Here is an 18,997-nt window from a genome sequence, read left to right on the forward strand (position 1 = left end):
TCTGGCCTTGAACTTTAACAAAATTTACTATTTTTTAATTTTTCAATATCATTTAATAGTTTAATAATAGAATAACCGATTTCTTCAGCTAGATTTACAGGAACAGCATTTCCTATTTGCTTATACTGTTGACTTTGTGAACCTTCAAAAATCCAATCATCTGGAAAAGTTTGGATTCTTGCATACTCTCTTACTTGAAACGGTCTTGTTTCATCGGGGTGACATCTTTCAGTTTGTTTTTGTGCAGGAGAACAAGTAAGAGTTAAAGATGGCTCATCCCAACTAATACGTCTTGCCATTCCTGTTTTTCCACCACCTAAGTAGAAACTTTTTTGCATATATTCTTTTTGGATATCTAACGGTAAGTCTCTCCAATATCCTCCCGGAGGTACCATATCTAAAATCGCTTTTTTTCGCTCTGGATACTTTTGTCCAACTGACTGAGGTACATCACAATCAAAAAGTTCACCTTTTTTTAAAGCATCTTTTAGAGTATATATCTTTTCATATGGTTCTGGATAACTATAAGATACTTGTTCTAGATATTCCTTTTTCATTCCTATAATAATTAGACGTTCTCTTTTTTGAGGTACCTTGTAGTGTATAGCTTTTAGAACTTGGGGTTTAAAAACATGATAACCCAATTCGTCTAGAACATCAATCATAGTTTCTAAAGTCTTGCCCTTCTCATGACTTAGTAGACCTTTTACATTCTCTGCTAAAAACACTGGTGCATTAGTTTCTTTTAAAGCTCTAGCAAACTCAAAAAACAAGGTACCTCTTGTGTCTTCAAAGCCGAGTTTTTTACCGGCATAACTAAATGCTTGACAGGGAAATCCTCCTGTTAAAAGATCTATTTTGTTTTTGTATTTTTTAAAACAAATATCTTGAATATCCCCTTGTTTTATATTCCATCTTGGTCTATTCTTTTTTAGTGTTTGTACTGCATATTTGTCAATTTCATTAAGTAAGCTATGATGAATACCAGCTTTTTCAAGTCCAAGTGCTAAGCCACCAGCTCCTGCAAATAGCTCAATACTTTTATATGGCTTAATTGAATTTACATGATTGTGGTTATTTTCATTAAAGTAAATTTTACCTTTTTCAAAAATGGTAATATCTTCTTTTCTATATTCACGGTAATTATTAATAGGATTTCTTATACTTTTTAATTTACCAGAATTATCCCAACGTCGTAAAGTCTCTTTATCAACGTTTAATATTTCAGCTGTTTCACTTAAAGTAAAAATTCTTTGATTCACATACCCACCTTATATAACATTATACATGGTTATTATAACTAAAATAAAATTATAGTGGGATTATATAGGCTTTTTTTAATAGTTATTAAAAATATTTCAAATTGCAATACTTAAGTATTTAGTTCTTTTGAAAGTTCTTTGATATAATTGGTTTGAGAGAGCTTAATAATAATTTTATCTAACTCTTTTTTATAATTAGTTTCTTTTGCGACTTCATTGATAGCTTTGATTAAATCAAAGTAAAAATCTTTATCTCCTGTAAGTCTATGCCAGAAGTCTTCCCCAATAATAACATTATAATGGTTTGCATTGATTTTTTTATAATGAGCATTAAGTTCGGATTGTTCACCATAAATAATACCTACAATTAAATCGTCAAAACCAATATTGAGATTATTTGTTCTTGATAAGTTTCTTACTGATTGAAAATGATCAATAATGGTTTTAATATCATCTTTATTTATAGTATTGGGACCCGACTTAAGTTGACAATATTTCTTTTTTCCATCTATCTGATCTATAAACTCTATATCTATACCTGATACGGCACTCCCTAATGAAGATAATGCAGTAGATGTAAACTCTTGAATATTTGTACCAAAAGATGTATTTATTGATGTTCCTAATACTCTTGGATATATAAGTGCCTTTGCTATACTTTTAGGTTCACTGTCACCTTCCAGAAAATTTGAAAGATAGGTTAATAAAAAAGGGTTTATATTAAATTCATTTTCTTTAGATAATTTATTCATATTTTTAATATGTTTTTTAATGATAGTATTTTTAAACCATTGTTTTGCTTTTTTTAAAATTTCATTCTTTTCAAATTCAGTCATTCTATTTCCTAATACTTAGATGAATTCAATAATATTAAAAAATAAATTTATTAAAGATTAAATATTAATATGTTTTTAAATGTGATGTAATAAAACTTAAATACTTTTTTGCAGCTATTAATTTAATTAAGCTTTTCAATGTAAATAATTTAGAATAAGGTTAAAATTTAAGTTTCTGTCACACTTTTCCTCTCTCAGACCTCTTAATATATAAACCATCAAAAATGGAACAATATGTTTGACAAAGAAAAACACTCTTGTTGATAGAAAATTAAAACCGCTCCTTTAAAACCGTAAGTTTTTTGAGTTTTGCTTTTTCAAATGTACCCTTGTCTGTGTGAACAATATGATTGTGCAGTTTCAAGGGTTTCAGACGTTGGAAACTCCTGTTTTCGTACATAAAAGAGATGTAGTTTCTCTCTTCAATCGCTTTTAAAATAAATCGCTCTTCTATATTCAACACAGTGCCTTTAAGTGATAGTATATTTGAAAGCGTATAAAATACACTTTATAAACTGAGGAAACATATGAACATCACCACATACATAGAGACATCAAAACAAATTGAAGATGAAATCACCCATGTCCTTGCAGGTCGTACATGTAACAGTGAACGAGAGAGCATCGTTGCAGGTTATTTATCTTTGGTACAGCAACACCACAAAGCCATTCGCGTGCTTATAGCAAACGGATTGTACAGTTCGGCATTTGCTTTAGGACGACCTATGTTAGAGGCGTTGTATCGTGGAACATGGTTGGGAGTTGCCGCAACCGATGATGAGGTGGAAGCCTTTAATCGCAACAAAGAGTTCAGTTTTAAATCTCAATATATTTTAGCCAAAGCCATCGATGAAGTCATTGGCGATGATACCTTTTATACCGTGTTAGAAGAGAATGCCACACTTTTAAACAGCATGACACATGGCGGCATGGAGCAAATCGGACGACAGTTCAATGAAACTGGAAATGTCATTGAGAGTTCATTTAAAGAAGAAGAACTTTTTGAACTGCTTTCCAATGCCCATGCGAACATGGGCATGATGCTGTTGACGTTTAATATATTTCAACAAGACCTTGCTTTAGAGAGTTTGGCCAAACAACTTTTAGAGTAAAGTTATTCTTCTACTTTGTATTTTTCAGGTGCAAAGTTGTCGTAAATCCATGGAGCAACGAGCTGGGCCTCTTTTTGTGAAATAAACCCTTTTAAAGAGGGCATATTTCTGAACTGATCAAAAATAATCTGCTCACAGTAACTTTTATCTTGGCTTGGGTTAAAGATATAATCTTCAATATGTTCAATCACCAATTTACGTAATTCTTTATTATTTTTAGGCTCTTCAATGGCATCCACTCCATAACTCACGCTTTTCATTGCAAGTGTGATATAAGGTGCCGCCATAAGGGCTTGCTCTCGCTCATTTTCTGGGGCATTAACTGCATGACACATCAAACATTTTTTCGTATAAATCTTTGCGGGATTGTTTAAATCTTTTGAGAGCAGAAGGGTAATAAAAAATGAAATTATCACTAGTATTCGTAACATAAAGAGACTCCTTTTTATTTTAGTATACCCAAACAAAATCACGATTATGTGCATAGAATGTAAAATTTATGACACATTTAAACTGCAACTTAGTTGCGTTTAAGTATAATCCCACAAATTTTTTTAAGGTTGACTATGAAAAAACGAGGATTAAGTGTTAAACACGTTGAAGAAATAAAAGAACTTTTATTAGCAAATAAACAAAAAATTGAATCGGTCTTAGAAAGAATCAATGGTGAGTACGAGTCTTTAAGTGAAATGGACTTAAACGACGAAGCAGATTTTGCAGCAGCAAGTCGAGATTATGTCACGGATGTGAATATTCAAAAACAACAAATGGCAGAACTTGCAGCGATTAACCGAGCGTTAGCTAAAATTGCAAGCGGGGCATACGATGGTCTGTGTGAGATGTGTGATAGCGAAATCACGCTTGCACGTTTACGTGTCAAACCACATGCGGTGTATTGCATTGATTGCCGAACATATATGGACAACAAAAAGTAATTACTTCTTATAAAAATGAAGCAAGAAGAGTCCTATCAGTGAAATAAGAAAAATACTGATGGCAATAGGGGTGAGTGTGGGGGTGTGAAACAGAAGCACCACTGCAGAAATCAACGCCCCTATTCCAAACTGCACCACTCCAATTACAGAGGATGCCACGCCTGCATTTTTAGAAAAATCTTCCATGGCCAAAGCCGTACAATTTCCATAAATAAAGCCTGTAAGTCCCATATAAAGGGAAATAAAAAACATTGCCAATGGCAGGGAAATATCGTGTGAAACGGCGATAAAACATGCCGCTAAAATCAGTTGAATACTCAAAGCAAACTGTACTAAGGTTCGTGCGGTATACTGTTTGAGCAGTTTGATATTGAACTGAATCATCACCATCAAGACCACAATACTAAAGCCAAAGAAAAAAGGGAACATATCCGTTGAAATGCCATAATACTCAATATAAATAAATGAGGATTTTGCAATGAGTATGAACATCCCTGAAAACCCCAATCCTAAAACCAGCATGATTAGCATGGCATTTCTGTTTTTAAAGACTATTTTATACGACTCCAACGCTTTGGTTTTGACATAAGTGTAGCTCTCTTGTAAATCTTTGTAGATCATTAATGCCACAATTAAGGCATATAATCCTAAAAAGATAAAAATACCTTCCCACGGAAAAAAGTGAATAATAAAGGCACCAATTGCAGGTGCTACAAGCGGTGCAATGCTTCGTATGCTTCCAATAAGTGAGAAGATTTTAGCGGCTTCTTGACCATGAAAAATGTCTCGTACAACGGCATTGGCATTGACTACAATTAAACCACCAAAAAAGGCTTCAATAAATCGATACAACCAAAGTTCGTAAATATTGGTAGAAAAGACAATGATAAAGCTGAAAAAGGCAAAACCAAGCAGTCCAATAAGTGAACTTTTTCGTCGCCCAATTCTATCTGAGACCACGCCTCCAAAGATTTGACCTAACGCAAACCCGATAAGAAAAATAGAGAGTGTGAGTTCCACTTTTTCAATGCCTACTGCAAAATCTTGCGCCATATTAGGAATGGAAGGAATATATGTATCAATGGACATGGGTGCCACAGCAGATAAAATCGATAAGAGTATGATCAAATAGATATGATTGATGGATTTTTTCAAATCATGCCTTCAGTAAAAATAATACAACTAAGAAGAGAGTTTATCAAGGGAGTTAAAAAGAGCCGTTATTTCTTCAGGTGAAAGTTTGTTGCTAAGTTGTTGTCTAAAGGCTGAAATGGTTGCGTGTGTTTGCTGTAAAATCTCTTCACCTTTAGAAGTTAACTGGATGGTCTTACTTCGTTTATCATTTTCAGAATCACTTTTTGTAATGAAACCTTTCTTTTCTAAAGCATTAAGCGTTCGACAAATCGTTGTTTTGTCTTTACGTAACATGTCCGCAATTATGGTTTGAGTGACATCTTTTTCATACTTGATGATTTCCAATGTTGCTCGTTGTTCTATGGCAATACCGTAAGGGAGTAAAAGCTTATTCAAATTTTGATTGATGGTATTGGCACATTTACTCAAACTATAACCGATGGATTTTCTTAATGCATAATTCATAAAGCTCTCTTCTAGTTGTATATACAATTATTACACAAGCAGACTTTTTGAAAGCTTACATTTTAAAGTTAATATTTAATGCAAAGTTCAATATACTCTTATATAATGATAGAAAGAATACAGAGGAAATGGCATGCTGATGTTTATTTATTTTCTCATTGCTGTGGGAGTCTCTTTTTTATGTTCCATTCTTGAAGCGGTGCTTCTAAGTATCACGGCTTCACATATTGAAGTGGTCAAAAGCAAAAATGAAAAATTGGGTGCTTTGATGTACAGACAAAAAGAGCAGATTAATATCTCTATTGGAGCTATTTTAACGCTCAATACCTTTGCACACACATTGGGTGCAGCAGGAGTGGGAAGTGAAGCAGTGAAACTCTTTGGTGAAGAGTTTATGTTTTATATCTCAGCTGTATTGACGATTTTGATTTTGGTTTTCAGTGAGATCATTCCTAAAACGTTAGGGGCAAACTACTGGAAGAGTTTGGGTGGTATTTCCACACGCATTATTTCAGTGTTGGTTTTTATCACGTATCCTTTGGTCATTATCATGAATAAAATCACAGCTTTTATCAGCAAAGATGGGAAATCCTCTATTTCACGAGAAGAGGTTGCAGCAGCTGCTAGCATTGCCCAAGCAAGCGGGGTATTAAAAGATTCTGAAAGTGATGTCATAGAGAACCTTTTGAATCTTGATGAGATGAAAGTAAAGCAGATACACACCCCAAGAAGTGTCATGTTTGCTCTTGATAAACACGAGCTTTTGGACTCTTTTTATAATGCGCAAACCCGTATCAATTTTGATAAAATGAAAGAGTACTCTAGAGTACCTATTTATGATGAACACATTGATAACATTGTGGGGTTAGTCATTTCAAAAGAGTATTTTCATGAACATATCACTGATAGCTTAGAGAATAAAGAAGCCATCATCAAACCGGTTTATAAAATTAATGAAAATATTCCTGTATCAAAACTGTTGAACCTTTTTCTTTCACGTAATGAACATCTCTTTGTGGTGACAGACAATTATGGACAAACCGAAGGGGTCGTTACTTTAGAAGATGCCATTGAGACTCTTTTGGGCATTGAGATTGTGGATGAGTTGGATAACAATGTTGATTTGCGTGAAGTGGCAAAAGTGAAAATGAAGCTGTTGCGTAAAAAGATTTTACAACAACAGCATCGCTCTTAATGTTTTTGTATAATATCCCAAATATCTAAAGGCGTAGAGGCTAAAAAGTCTGCGCCGGCTTCTTCAAGCTCTTCTTTGGGACGAAATCCCCACAATACGCCTATGCTTTTCATCTGTGCGGCTTGCGCGGTTTTTATATCTGTGGGTGTATCACCCACATAAAAAATCTCATGTGGTTCAAGCTTTAACGCGTGCGCAATATTCATAGCCCCCATAGGATGAGGTTTTTTAGGCACGTCCTCTTTTTGCCCGTGCACTTCTAAAAAGGCATACTCTTGAAAAAGTGTTTCCACATATTTACACGTAAATGGGTGCGGTTTATTGGAAAGTACCGCCAGTTTTATTTTCTCTTGTTGTAAGATATCAAGCAGTTCATAAATGCCGTCGTATGCAGATGTGTTTTCACATAATACGGCATCATAGACTTTGGTATAGCGCTTAAACACTTTTTGAATGAGTTCTTCAGAACTGTTTTGGGGTACGGCTCTTTGAGTTAAAAACAGTGCACCATCTCCTACAAAATGGTTATATTTATGCAGTTCATGTGTGGGTAAATCAAACTCTTTTAATACCTCGTTCATACAAACAGCAATATCTTCCAATGAGTCAATGAGTGTGCCATCAAGGTCAAATATCACGGCTTTGGTCTTCATGTGTATCCTTTGTTTCTTGATAATATTTTTAGCAAAAACAAACCAAATATTGACTAAAATGAATAAAAGTTTTAAGGGGTTTTATGGAAAATGAAGATTGGCGATTGGTGCACACCAATGATATCAACCAGATACTCAAAGTGCGTACGCATATCATTGATAAAAAGAAGAGTGTTTTTAAAGAACTGCTCATCATCAAACATCAATATACCACTTCAGATGACGTGCTGTTTCCAGAAGTAAGCACCTTGGGCTTTTTAAACTCATTGGAGCAACAAGCCCTGCTTCCTTTAGAAAAAGAGGGTGTGTTTGTATTTGTAGCAACCAATATTGCTAAAGGTAACATTGAACTCTATTTATATTGTAAAGATGCAAAAAGTGCTGTGATGTTGTGCATTGAAACACTTAAAAAAATGCCTGCGTTTAAAGTGGAGTTTGAAATACGAAACGATCCGAACTGGAGTCAGTTTATATTGCTGAATGTGTAGCTGGCTTCTCTTTTGAGAAAATAAAGGCACCAAGTGCTGCACTGAAACACAACAGCATACAGACTAAAAAGACCATATCAAAACTGCCATTAAGATCAAACATATATCCTGCAATGAATGGAGCAATGGCTTGTCCTATCGCAAAAATCATCGTCACCATTGAAAAGACTTGCGCTGTTTTATGCTTACCAAAATGAATGGAGGTCAATAACGTAATCAAAGGTGGAATACTCCATGCTGTAAATCCAAAGAGCATGGCAGAGAGTATGACTGTGCCATAAGGCATATCAAAAGCTAAGACCATGTGTGAACAACTCAGGGTTACATAAATAAGAATAAGGGTTTTATAACTTCCTACTCTATCGGCTAAAGCACCTAAAATTGGGGTTGAAATAAGTGATGTAAAACCAAGAAGTGCCCAAAAAGTGCCGCCATCATGAATCGACACACGGTATTTGTCCATCACCGCATAAACAAAGTAGGTTATGTACACCACATAGGTCAATCCAAAAACGCTATAAAGCCATGTGATTTTCCAGAAACTGCTTGTTAAAAGCGTCTTTTTGATGTTAAAAGGTTCCTCTTCATCGTGTTGGTGAGTGTCTGGTTGTACCAATGTAAATTTGCTTAACAGCGCAATTAAAAGTGTTAACAACGCAAAACTGTTCCACGACACACTCCATGCATTTATCTTTATGTGTTGTTCGATAAAGGGGACATAAAAACCTGAAAAAATAATGGCATAACCAAAACCAGTGATGATAAAACCCAAGGCCTTTCCTCGTTTTTCTTGGGGAATCATGTGTGTGATGTAAACCATGATAGAGATATTGGGAATGGCACTGGAAAGCCCACTTAAAGCATAGAAAAAAGCAACCATTTTATAATCATCAAAGAGCGTCATACAAAACATACTAACAGCTTGAAGTAGAAGCATTGAAGCAATCAAATTTGAGGTTTGAAACCGTTTATAGAGGTAACTTACTGCAAAAATACCGATAAAATAACCCACAAAATTGGAGGTGCTAATGAAGCCTGAAAGGGTTGTTGAGATATTTAAAGAGTGCTCTAAATTAGGAAGCACCATACCAAAACCAAACCGACCCAAACCCAAACATGCAAACAAAATGAGCAAAGAGGTCAGTAAGATGGTTCGGTAGGGTTGCATTATGCTTTGAGGTTTTTAAGCAGTTGAATAAAGTTTTGAGTGTGAATTTTACTGATGTACAAATAGATAAACGTTACAATGACAATATTGATATGTATGAGTGCTTCAGCCATTGAGAATGTCAACATCAATACGCCCGCAATCAGAATAAAAAATGGATACGCCAGTTTGATTAAGCTTTTGTCTTTTTCAAGTTGGATTTCATACTCCAATAAGTTAGTTGTGATAAAAGCATTATCCTCTTCGGTGAGCTTGTTGTCCTCTTTAAGTTGTGTGAGTTGACTTAAGACATTCATCTTTTTTTTGTATTGATAGAACTTATAGATGATACCTGCAACTATAATGATTGAGAGAAGATTTGATATTAATTCAAGTGGGAAACCAGTCGATTCACTCATGCTTTGCCTTTACTCTTTTTACATATAGTACAAAAAAGTTTCTAAATTTAACTCCTTATTAAAACCTTTTTATTGTATAATCTGCACTGAATTTTATAAGAAAGATGAATATTGAAAATAAAAAAAGAGTATATTCCCGTTATCAGTTTTGTTGTAATCCTGTTTTTCATTTTGGTTCTTTTTGTACCTAAATTCAGACAAACTTTGTTGGCTTATCATGAATCTATCAAAGATTTACTCACCTCTTCATACTCTATAAATGGTTGGATTTTACTCTTTTTTATTCTCTTCTCAGTCATTGGATTCTCTTTTGTGTTGTATCAACTCTATTACACGCAACCTATTCGTGCATTTTATATGTCGTATAAAACCGATACAATTAAAGATGCCGTATGGAAATGGCAGTGGCAAGAAAGCAGTATTGAACACTTGTGGTGTTATTGTCCTACGTGTAACAGTGAATTGTCGTATGAGAGTGATCACCTGCTTTTTCAAACAACTTTTACGTGTCCATACTGTAATAAAGAGGTTACGAAAATGGAGGGTTCAAATGTGAACTATGTTTTGAATTTTATCAAAAGAGAAATTCGACGTAATATTCAACGCCAAATAAAAGAAAAAACTCAAAAATAATATTCATAATATCACTTTTATGTTATAATCAAAAATAATCTGTAAAGGATGGACTATGAAAGTGCAAGAAAATGGACTTTGTCCCTGTAACAGTGGTAAGGCTTATCATAAATGTTGTAAAATACTGCACGATGGAATGAAGAACGCCAGTAACGCTTTGGAGTTGATGCGTTCGCGATACAGTGCCTATGCAAAGCAAAGAGCGCACTATATTATTAATACAACACATCCCAAGAACGAAGAGTATTCAAACGATTTGCCCTCGTGGTTCTGTGCTATAAATAATTTTATGCAAAGCACCACGTTTGAAGATCTCAAAGTATTAGACTTCAATGAAAAAAACAATGAAGCTTTTGTGATCTTTCAAGCAGTTTTGAGCCTAGATGGTCAAGATTGTTCATTTACAGAAAGAAGTCATTTTATTAAAGAGAATGACTTTTGGTACTATGAAAGTGGGGAAATCTTTGAACAGATATAAAAGGCAGTAGATATGAAGATTTTGCTCGCACCTGCTGAGACAAAAAACAGCGGGGGCAACCAAGCAGTGTATGGGAAAAACAATTTCTGTTTTCCCCAGCTGTTTGAAAAAAGAGATGCCATTGTACAGATGTATGAGGCACATGTGAAACATTTAGACCCCAAAGCTTTGAGTGCTTGGTTTGGTCTGAAAAATGATAAAGAGGTGCAAAAATACGCACACACACTTTTAGATAAACCGGGCATGAAAGCCATACAGCGTTATAACGGTGTGGCATTTGATGCTTTGGAATATGACAACTTAACAACAAAAGCACAAGCGTACATTGATAAAAATGTGGTGCTTTTTTCTAATCTTTTTGGGCCTATTTTGGCTTGTGATATTATCCCTGATTATAAATACAAACAAGGTGCAAAGTTACCAAACATCAGTGTAGAGAGATACTATTGTGAGAACTTTACTGATGCATTGGATAATTTTTTGGGTGAAGAAGTATTGGATCTTCGTGCTGGGTTTTATGAAAAATTTTATAAAGTCAAACACGCCAATGTTTTAACTTTTAAATTCATCAAAGAAGGCAAAGTTGTCAGTCACTGGGCAAAACATTATCGAGGACGTGTTTTAAACGCCGTAGCCAAACACAACATACAAAATTTCAGTGAATTTATGCAGATGCAAATTGAGGGTTTACAACTCTTAGAAATTCAAGAAAAAAAGAATAATAAACTGCTTATTCTGAATATTGTCGATTAATTTCGGTTTTTTCGAATAAAAAAAATAATAACTACTATCTAAAGACTCATTCGAAAAAGTGGGTCTTTTCTTACTTTATCTTTTAAGAAACAGACAAAATAATAAATTTTCAGCTCTTCCTTGACACAATTTCGCCACAAAACTTCTTTATAATTTTATTAAATAAAAAAATTAAAAGTTAATTTTATAGAAATATATAGATTAATTTTCAAAAGGAGATTGAGATGAAAAGTAATATGGACAGAAGAACGTTTCTGAAAACAGGTTCCATCGCAGCAGCTGCTGTGGCACAAGCTCAGGCAATACCTTTAGTGGGAGAATCTCTATTAAATGATAAAAAAGGGAGTTTCAGTGCTTCTCACTTTGGAGCATTTGAAGCGAATGTAAGAAACTCTCGATTTGAAGGAGTCAATGCGTTTGAAGGGGATGATTATCCATCTTCTTTAGTGAATGCTTTGCCTGCACGTACGTATGCAGAAGACAGAATTTTGTATCCTTGTGTACGAGAAGACTATTTAAAAAATGGCTACAAAAGTGATAAATCAAAAAGAGGAAAAGATAAATTCGTTCGAGTGAGTTGGGAAAAAGCGTTGGAGCTGGTTGCCAATGAGATTAAAAGAACGCATAAAGAGTTTGGTGATGATTCTATTTATGGTGGAAGTTATGGATGGTATTGTGTGGGATCATTGAACAACCCACAAGCACTTTTAGGAAGAATGTTGCACATTACAGGTGGATATACTTCAAGAACGTGTACGTATTCAACCCATGCCATTAGACAGATCACACCTTATATTACAGGTACAGATGAATCAACAGCAAAACCAACGGCATACCCTGTATTGATCAAAAACAGTGAGTGTATTGTATTTTGGGGTGCAGATGTGGTCAATACCAACCAAATTGCATGGGGTGTGCCCGATCATAAAACCTATAAATATTTAAAAGAACTTAAAGAAGAGGCAAAAAAACGGGACATCAAGTTTTATATCATTGACCCTGTGTATAACAACACGGGAATGTATTTTGATGCAGAGCATATTAAAGTCAATCCAACAACAGATGTGGCATTGATGTTGGGGATTGCACACTATTTATATACCAATAAACTGCACGATGAGAAATTTTTACGAAAATGTACGTATGGATTCAAACAGTTTAAAGAGTATCTTTTAGGAAATACCGAAGATAAAATTGCAAAAACACCAAAATGGGCATCAAAAATTTGTGGAGTTGATGAAAAAGTCATTGAGATGTTGGCCAAAGAGTTTGCTTCTAAACGAACCATGTTAATGGGTGGTTGGGCAACTCAAAGAGCACACCACGGAGAACAACCAAACTGGATGCTCATTACTTTAGCAAGTATGTTGGGACAAATTGGACTTCCAGGTGGAGGTTATGGATGCAGTTACCACTATTCAGGTGGAGGTGTTCCAATGCCAGCAGCAGCTACAGGGAATGCACAAAGTGAAAAATCATTAAATGGTTCAACAGGACCACAAGCAGAAAAAGGTGCATTGTCAGCATCTCCAGGTCTTTCGGGAATGAGTCGAAAAACAAAAATTGATGGTCCGTGGCAAAAGAGTAAAGTTCCTGTGATTCCAGTATCTCGAATTGTTGAGTGTTTAGAAAATCCTGGAAAAGAGATTAAATTTGATGGTAATATCATTAAATATCCGGATATAAGAATGGCGTATTGGGCAGGAGGAAACCCTTTCCACCACCACCAAGACAGAAACAGAATGATCAAAGCGTATCAAAAACTTGAAACATTTGTTGTGCAAGATGCTTTCTGGACAGCCACTGCTCGAATGGCGGATATTATTCTACCTTGTACATTAGAGCAAGAGAGAAACGATATTACAAAAGCGCACTCAAACAGCTATATTTTTGCCATGAAACAAGCCTCTGAACCTTATGGAGAAGCAAAAGACGATTACGATATTTTCACGGAGTTGTTAAAACACTTCTCAAATAAACATGTGCATGCTTTTACAGAAGGTCGAAGTAAAATGGAGTGGATAGAACATTTTTACAACGCTTCATATGAAAAAGCAAAAAATTCAGGGGTTAAAATGCCTTCTTTTAAAGAGTTTTGGGAAAAAGGATATTGTGAATTTGAAACACCTGAAGTTGCTAAAAAATTTGTCAGATTTGAGGATTTTAGAAAAAATCCAATCGTTAATAGACTGGGAACACCATCGGGTAAAATTGAGATTTTCTCTAAAAAAATTGCAAGTTATGACTATGATAATTGTAAAGGGCACCCAATGTGGTTTGAACCAATGGAGTGGTTGGGATCAGAAAAAGTGGACAAATATCCATTGAACCTTATTTCTCCTCACCCAAAATACCGATTGCACTCTCAATTGAATAATACATGGTTGCGACACCTTGAAGAGGTCAATGGAAGAGAGCCTATTTGGATCAACACCAAAGATGCAAAAAAACGTGGTATTAAAAATGGTGATGTGGTCAGAATTTTCAATGACAGAGGACAAATCTTAGGTGGTGCCGTTGTGACTGAATATGTCAAAGAAGGTGCAGTCAGAATGCAAGAAGGAGCTTGGTATGACCCAAGTGAAGCAGGTGAACCTGGAACACTTTGTCGACATGGGGATGTGAATGTACTTATCCCTGATGTGGGTACGTCAAACCTTGCACAAGGAAATCAAGCAACTGCGCTGGTTGAAATTGAGAAATTTAAAGAAGAAGTACCTGAGATTGGTATCTTTAAATCGCCTGCTATTAAAGGAGCCTAAATGTTAACTATAAAGCAACTGTTGATGATGTTTATTATGGGGGCAACATTCAGTGTCGCTGCCCATGCAGAGTATATCAATAAAAATGCAATGCTTTATAAAGATCAAAATCAAAAAGAGAGCTTAGGTAAAATATACGTTGCTTCACAAGTTAAAGTACTTTCACAAAATGGAAGCATAAGTGAGGTTGAATTTACGGGCTTTGCTCCTGAAGACAGTCCCTTGGTGTATGAAAAACCAGGTGTTTTAATGATGGGATTTGAAGGAAGTGATTTTGCAGATTATAAAGTGATTGGCACACAAGTTGATGAGTATGATACAGAGTGGTTTGAAGTGGTTATCAAAGGATACGTTTCAACTGCTTTATTATCCGAAGATAAAAACACCATTTTACAAAGTGGAAAAGTGTTATTTGAAGCACGATGTGGTGCATGTCATGATCTTCACCACAAAGAGGAGTTTGTTCCAAATGTATGGCCAAGTATTTTAGATAACATGGCACCACAAGCAGGCTTATCGGGTGATGAAAAAGCGCTGATTGAAAAATTTCTTCAAGAACAATAATACGTATGAGTTTCATCTGTAAAGGTGAAACTCATCGATATATGTTACAATATCAAGGAAAAATTGATTAAAAAAAAGATAAGATGATTAAACAACTCTTTTATATACTGTGTATCATGACTTCGTTGCATGCTTCTTCCAAATATATTCTACTTCTGCACTCTTATAATAAAGGTTTGGCGTGGAGTGATAATATCTCTCGTGGGTTTGAAGATGCACTTAAGCCCTTGCAAAAATATGAACTCTCGACGGAGTATTTAGATAATAAACGTAACAAAAGTGAAAAATACCATCATCTGATACGTGAAGCGTTTATTGAAAAGTTTAAAAAACAGTCTTATGATATTGTCGTGGCTTCAGATAATGCGGCAGTTGATTTTGTTTTAAACAATAAAGAGTTGTTTAAAGGGGTACCTTTGGTGTTTACTGGTATTGAAGAGATGGCACCGGGCATTGATGTTCAATTGGTGTTGGATCAAAAAATCAGTTTGGTTTTAGAGCACAAACCTTTACGTTCCAATATTGAGATGATACTTCAAATGATGCCCAATTTAAAATATTTGTATGTGATTAATGATAAAACGTATACCTCCCAAATGATCAATGATATTCTCAAAGAGCGGCTTGAAGAGTTTAAAACAAAAATTGAGTATAAACTCTATTTGGATGGCGATGTAAGACAAATTAAAGAAGATTTTAAAACACTTCCCAAAGAGAGTGCCGTGTGGTTTGGTAACCTTTATTTGGATGAACAAGAGCGCTATATCCCTTTTTATGTCGTCTCTGAACTGCTCAACAGTGCAAACGTACCTGTATTTGCGATGACCGATTACCATTTAGGAAAAGGCATTATGGGGGGACACTTACTGCGCGGTTATTATGTGGGGTATGAAGCGGGTAAAAAAGTAGTGGACATCTTACAGCAAAAAACAATGGATTACACAAAACCCACATTGGCTCAAACACAATGGGTTTATGACTATAATATATTAAAAAAATTTAACTTTGATTTGGACAATCTTCCTGAAGGTGCCCATATTATTAATCAACCTAAAACATTTTTTGAAATATATCGACCTTGGATTGATCGCATTTTTGTACTGTTTCCTTTTATTCTTTTTTTCTTAATGATTGCATTAGTCAATATCTATCAACGATACAAACTCTCTAAAAAACTCATTGCTCAAAATAAGCGAGAACAAGTCCTACTCAATACCATTAAAAGTGCTATTTTTTGGGTTGATGCTGAAGGTATTATTCGAGGATACAATCACTCCTTTAGAGAACTTTTTTTGTCCAATCAAAAAGACTCTGTGATTGGACAAAAAGCGTGTGCGGTTTTTAAACCATTTTGTGAGTTTTTAACTCAAGAGGAGCTTTTATCAGAAGAATCCATTGAGTTTAAATACAATGAATTGAACTATGTCGCACGAAGTAAAATCTATTATGATGAAAGTGGCCGAAACAGTGGTACGGTAACAATTATTACAGATGAGACACAAAAACGACAGTTGGAGATTAATACGCAACTCTTGGTGCAACGCTCTAAACTCACTGAGGTGGGGGAGATGTTGTCTGCGGTGGTACACCAATGGAAAGTGCCTTTGGTTGAACTCTCTGTTGTAGCCCATAAAATGCAACGATACTACAAACAAGATAAATTGAAAAAATCAGACATGGACGGTTTTTTTGATACGATTATGAAACAAATTATTTATATGGGCAACACCATTGATGAATTCCGTGCTTTTATCAAACCTTCCAATAAACCCGTACAATTTGACGTGCATCGTAGCATTAAAGAGATACAGATGATTTTAGAAGACTCTTTGATTTATAACAACATACAACTCTATTATGAAAATAATCTGAACAAAGAGTGCGTTTTATTTGGTTACCCCAATGAGTTTAAACAAGTTTTATTAAACATCATTAATAATGCTAAAGACTCCATCCTTGATGCACGAAATGTTAAAGTGTGTGGAGACATTGAGGTGATTCTTTCTTGTGTCAATGACCACATAAATATTTTTGTTAATGATGATGGGCAAGGTTTTTGTGAAGAGTGTATGCCTCATTTGTTTGAAGCGTACTACAGTACAAAGAAAAATGGGGATGGGTTTGGTTTGTATATGGCAAAATTGATCATTGAAAATAAAATGAATGGGGCGATTGCGGCATTAAATACCACAAAAGGTGCCCAAATAAAAATTGAGTTGCCTTTACTGAATAATAAAGAGAATACATGAAGATTTTAGTATTAGAAGATAATATAAATTTATTGGAATTGATTCAAGAAGAGCTTGAAGAACAAGGTTTCGAAGTGGTGTGTTTCAAAGATGGTTTAGATGCCTTGGAGAATTGTATTGGGGGTTTTGACTGTTTTGTTTTGGATATCAATGTTCCAAACATGGATGGATTGACACTTTTAAAAGAGATTCGAGCACGTGATAAATCGACTCCTGCAATTATCATCAGTGCCAATTTTGAGTTGGAAAATTTGAAAAAAGCTTACACGCATGGTTGCAATGATTTTCTAAAAAAACCCTTTTATATGTATGAGTTAGAGACAAAAATAAAACAGTGGTGTCACTTAGAAGAGACCAAACGACTCATTGATGGTTTTACATATGATATTCAAACTAATACACTTTTTAATGCAGATAAAGAGGCCATAAAACTGACCAAAAAAGAGCGTCGGTTTCTCTCTTTGTTGATTAAAAATCAAAACCGAATGACCTCTTTGGAGTATATCGAAGATTATGTTTGGGAAGGAGAAAGCAATACGTCCGCAGGTTTGCGTTCTATGGTGAAGCGATTGCGTGCAAAACTGCCTGAAGGAATGATTGTCTCTCACCATTTTGGTTATGAAATAAAAACATATTAAAATCTAACTTAGAGTATAAATACCACTATTTTGACACAATTATTATGTATAATACTCTGCTAAAGATGGTATGAATACACAGCTTGGATTCCTTTCCCTTTCAGCATACCATCTTTAGCGATCACTTTTTAAAAATCACTCCATTTTCTTTTTTAAGCTATTGTGATATAAAATTTTCACCTTAAAACTATAAAGGGGATGTTTTGGCACTATTGGACAACGAGAAATGCGTATTACCATTAAGCAGTATTGCTGAGTTACTCAGCGCAAAAGTTCGTACACTCAAAATGTATGAAGAGAAAGGTTTGCTTCCTAACAAAGAGCAAAGCGTAAAAAAACTCTACTCAATCAGTGATGTTAAAGTGATTGCTTTTGTGCACTATTTAGCAAGCATAAAAAAAATCAATGCCAATGGGATAAAGTATATTTTAGAGATGATTGAAAACAACATGGATGAAAAAAATAGAAATGAATTTTTGGATATTGTTGAAGGAAAACTTGAAAATATCTCTGGACAAGATGTGCAAGATTTAGAGTCTTTTTAGATCTCTTTGCACATTTCTTATATACAACATAACTGACATTTACCACTTATAAATTTTATTAATCACCGATAAAACTGCACTTAACTACAAAAAACTGTTACATCTTAATAACAAAATAACCATAATTCCTAAGTTTATATTAAGGTACATATGCTATAAATGTACATAACAAATGTAAAAAAATTACATATTAAATGTTAAATTTTTACAAAAATTATGTTAACAAGGAAAAAAATGGGATCCGATCTGTTTTTACGAAAACCAAGAAAGGAAGACGCCAAAAGTATTTTTACTCTTGTAAAAAACAGTAAAGTATTGGATGTAAACTCTGAATATCTTTACTTACTTCAATGTACACACTTCAAAGAGAGTTGTTGTGTGGCAACTGTCAATGATGAGGTTGTAGGATTTATCTCTGGATATGTCTTGCCTGAAGACCCTCAAACACTCTTTATCTGGCAAGTCGTTGTTGATGAAAAGATGAGAGGCCAAAATGTTGCTAATAAAATCTTAAAAGCCATTTTAAGTTTTGACAACATGAAAGGGATTAATTATATACATACAACCGTCTCTCCTAGTAATAAACCCTCTCAAAGAGTATTTGAAAAACTTGCAGAGAGTTTTAACACGACGTTCAAGAACAGCACCATGTTTGCTAAAGAGGATTTTATCCACGGACATGAAGATGAAGTGCTGTATGAAATTGGACCACTACAATAAAAAATCTTA

At 34.7% G+C, this 18,997-nt stretch carries 22 protein-coding genes; 13 read left to right on the forward strand and 9 right to left on the reverse strand.

The window, feature by feature from the left end:
* Window positions 1–14: 14 nt before the first annotated feature.
* The 3 genes from dcm to CRV04_RS06620 form a co-directional block, all read right to left on the reverse strand.
* Window positions 15–1,262: a DNA (cytosine-5-)-methyltransferase gene (gene dcm, locus CRV04_RS06610; RefSeq protein ID WP_128996036.1), complete on the reverse strand. Its 1,248-nt coding sequence runs from the start codon at window positions 1,260–1,262 to the stop codon at window positions 15–17.
* 110 nt (window positions 1,263–1,372) lie between these two features.
* A complete protein-coding gene (locus CRV04_RS06615; protein WP_128996037.1) occupies window positions 1,373–2,098 on the reverse strand; it encodes a PmeII family type II restriction endonuclease in 726 nt (241 codons plus the stop codon).
* A gap of 271 nt (window positions 2,099–2,369) precedes the next feature.
* On the reverse strand, window positions 2,370–2,558 hold the full coding sequence (locus CRV04_RS06620) for a hypothetical protein (protein ID WP_128996038.1): 189 nt from the start codon (window positions 2,556–2,558) through the stop codon (window positions 2,370–2,372).
* 67 nt (window positions 2,559–2,625) lie between these two features.
* Between CRV04_RS06620 and CRV04_RS06625 the strand changes: the two genes are divergently transcribed.
* Window positions 2,626–3,210 (forward strand): DUF6988 family protein, encoded by a 585-nt coding sequence (locus tag CRV04_RS06625; RefSeq protein WP_128996039.1) that lies wholly within the window; start codon window positions 2,626–2,628, stop codon window positions 3,208–3,210.
* 2 nt (window positions 3,211–3,212) lie between these two features.
* On the opposite strand, the gene CRV04_RS06630 is transcribed toward CRV04_RS06625, so the two are convergent.
* Window positions 3,213–3,641 (reverse strand): hypothetical protein, encoded by a 429-nt coding sequence (locus CRV04_RS06630; protein ID WP_128996040.1) that lies wholly within the window; start codon window positions 3,639–3,641, stop codon window positions 3,213–3,215.
* Window positions 3,642–3,776: 135 nt separating this feature from the next.
* Between CRV04_RS06630 and dksA the strand changes: the two genes are divergently transcribed.
* Window positions 3,777–4,145 (forward strand): RNA polymerase-binding protein DksA, encoded by a 369-nt coding sequence (gene dksA, locus CRV04_RS06635; RefSeq protein WP_128996041.1) that lies wholly within the window; start codon window positions 3,777–3,779, stop codon window positions 4,143–4,145.
* Here dksA and CRV04_RS06640 read toward each other — a convergent pair whose 3' ends face one another.
* The gene (locus tag CRV04_RS06640; protein ID WP_128996042.1) at window positions 4,146–5,300 is read right to left on the reverse strand and encodes a multidrug effflux MFS transporter; all 1,155 of its coding nucleotides are present in this window, start codon (window positions 5,298–5,300) and stop codon (window positions 4,146–4,148) included. It abuts the gene before it with no gap.
* 27 nt (window positions 5,301–5,327) lie between these two features.
* Window positions 5,328–5,744 carry a MarR family winged helix-turn-helix transcriptional regulator gene (locus CRV04_RS06645; RefSeq protein WP_128996043.1) on the reverse strand — a complete coding sequence of 139 codons (417 nt, stop codon included), beginning with the start codon at window positions 5,742–5,744 and terminating at the stop codon, window positions 5,328–5,330.
* Between the two features lie 133 nt (window positions 5,745–5,877).
* Here CRV04_RS06645 and CRV04_RS06650 point away from each other — a divergent pair, with 133 nt between their 5' ends.
* Window positions 5,878–6,939, forward strand: coding sequence for a CNNM domain-containing protein (locus CRV04_RS06650; RefSeq protein ID WP_128996044.1), 1,062 nt, complete (start codon window positions 5,878–5,880; stop codon window positions 6,937–6,939).
* On the opposite strand, the gene CRV04_RS06655 is transcribed toward CRV04_RS06650, so the two are convergent.
* Window positions 6,936–7,592: an HAD family hydrolase gene (locus CRV04_RS06655; protein WP_128996045.1), complete on the reverse strand. Its 657-nt coding sequence runs from the start codon at window positions 7,590–7,592 to the stop codon at window positions 6,936–6,938. The two genes, CRV04_RS06650 and CRV04_RS06655, sit on opposite strands and share 4 nt — an antisense overlap.
* Window positions 7,593–7,675: 83 nt before the next feature.
* On the opposite strand from CRV04_RS06655, the gene CRV04_RS06660 reads away from it, so the two are divergent.
* Complete coding sequence (locus CRV04_RS06660; protein WP_128996046.1) at window positions 7,676–8,080, forward strand: DUF695 domain-containing protein; 405 nt, start codon at window positions 7,676–7,678, stop codon at window positions 8,078–8,080.
* Here CRV04_RS06660 and CRV04_RS06665 read toward each other — a convergent pair.
* The gene (locus CRV04_RS06665) at window positions 8,061–9,248 is read right to left on the reverse strand and encodes an MFS transporter (RefSeq protein ID WP_128996047.1); all 1,188 of its coding nucleotides are present in this window, start codon (window positions 9,246–9,248) and stop codon (window positions 8,061–8,063) included. The genes CRV04_RS06660 and CRV04_RS06665 overlap by 20 nt on opposite strands.
* Window positions 9,248–9,646: a hypothetical protein gene (locus CRV04_RS06670; protein ID WP_128996048.1), complete on the reverse strand. Its 399-nt coding sequence runs from the start codon at window positions 9,644–9,646 to the stop codon at window positions 9,248–9,250. The genes CRV04_RS06665 and CRV04_RS06670 overlap by 1 nt, the downstream gene beginning before the upstream one ends.
* A 111-nt stretch (window positions 9,647–9,757) precedes the next feature.
* Here CRV04_RS06670 and CRV04_RS06675 point away from each other — a divergent pair, with 111 nt between their 5' ends.
* From CRV04_RS06675 to ectA, 9 genes are all read left to right on the forward strand, one after another.
* Window positions 9,758–10,279: a hypothetical protein gene (locus CRV04_RS06675; protein ID WP_128996049.1), complete on the forward strand. Its 522-nt coding sequence runs from the start codon at window positions 9,758–9,760 to the stop codon at window positions 10,277–10,279.
* Between the two features lie 55 nt (window positions 10,280–10,334).
* Window positions 10,335–10,757, forward strand: coding sequence for a YchJ family protein (locus CRV04_RS06680; protein WP_128996050.1), 423 nt, complete (start codon window positions 10,335–10,337; stop codon window positions 10,755–10,757).
* Between the two features lie 12 nt (window positions 10,758–10,769).
* On the forward strand, window positions 10,770–11,510 hold the full coding sequence (locus CRV04_RS06685) for a YaaA family protein (protein ID WP_128996051.1): 741 nt from the start codon (window positions 10,770–10,772) through the stop codon (window positions 11,508–11,510).
* 224 nt (window positions 11,511–11,734) lie between these two features.
* Window positions 11,735–14,272 carry a molybdopterin-dependent oxidoreductase gene (locus CRV04_RS06690; protein WP_228126495.1) on the forward strand — a complete coding sequence of 846 codons (2,538 nt, stop codon included), beginning with the start codon at window positions 11,735–11,737 and terminating at the stop codon, window positions 14,270–14,272.
* Complete coding sequence (locus CRV04_RS06695) at window positions 14,273–14,836, forward strand: hypothetical protein (RefSeq protein ID WP_128996052.1); 564 nt, start codon at window positions 14,273–14,275, stop codon at window positions 14,834–14,836.
* 83 nt (window positions 14,837–14,919) lie between these two features.
* Entirely contained in the window at window positions 14,920–17,085 is a 2,166-nt protein-coding gene (locus tag CRV04_RS06700) for an ABC transporter substrate binding protein (protein ID WP_128996053.1), read from the forward strand.
* Window positions 17,082–17,723, forward strand: a complete 642-nt coding sequence (locus tag CRV04_RS06705) for a response regulator transcription factor (RefSeq protein WP_128996054.1) — start codon at window positions 17,082–17,084, stop codon at window positions 17,721–17,723. Before CRV04_RS06700 ends, CRV04_RS06705 begins: the two co-directional genes overlap by 4 nt.
* 203 nt (window positions 17,724–17,926) lie before the next feature.
* Entirely contained in the window at window positions 17,927–18,268 is a 342-nt protein-coding gene (locus CRV04_RS06710) for a MerR family transcriptional regulator (RefSeq protein WP_128996055.1), read from the forward strand.
* 234 nt (window positions 18,269–18,502) lie between these two features.
* Window positions 18,503–18,988: a diaminobutyrate acetyltransferase gene (ectA, locus tag CRV04_RS06715; RefSeq protein ID WP_128996056.1), complete on the forward strand. Its 486-nt coding sequence runs from the start codon at window positions 18,503–18,505 to the stop codon at window positions 18,986–18,988.
* The last annotated feature ends 9 nt before the right edge of the window (window positions 18,989–18,997 follow it).

It is taken from the genome of Candidatus Marinarcus aquaticus (genome assembly GCF_004116335.1).
Classification (GTDB): Bacteria; Campylobacterota; Campylobacteria; order Campylobacterales; family Arcobacteraceae; genus Marinarcus; species Marinarcus aquaticus.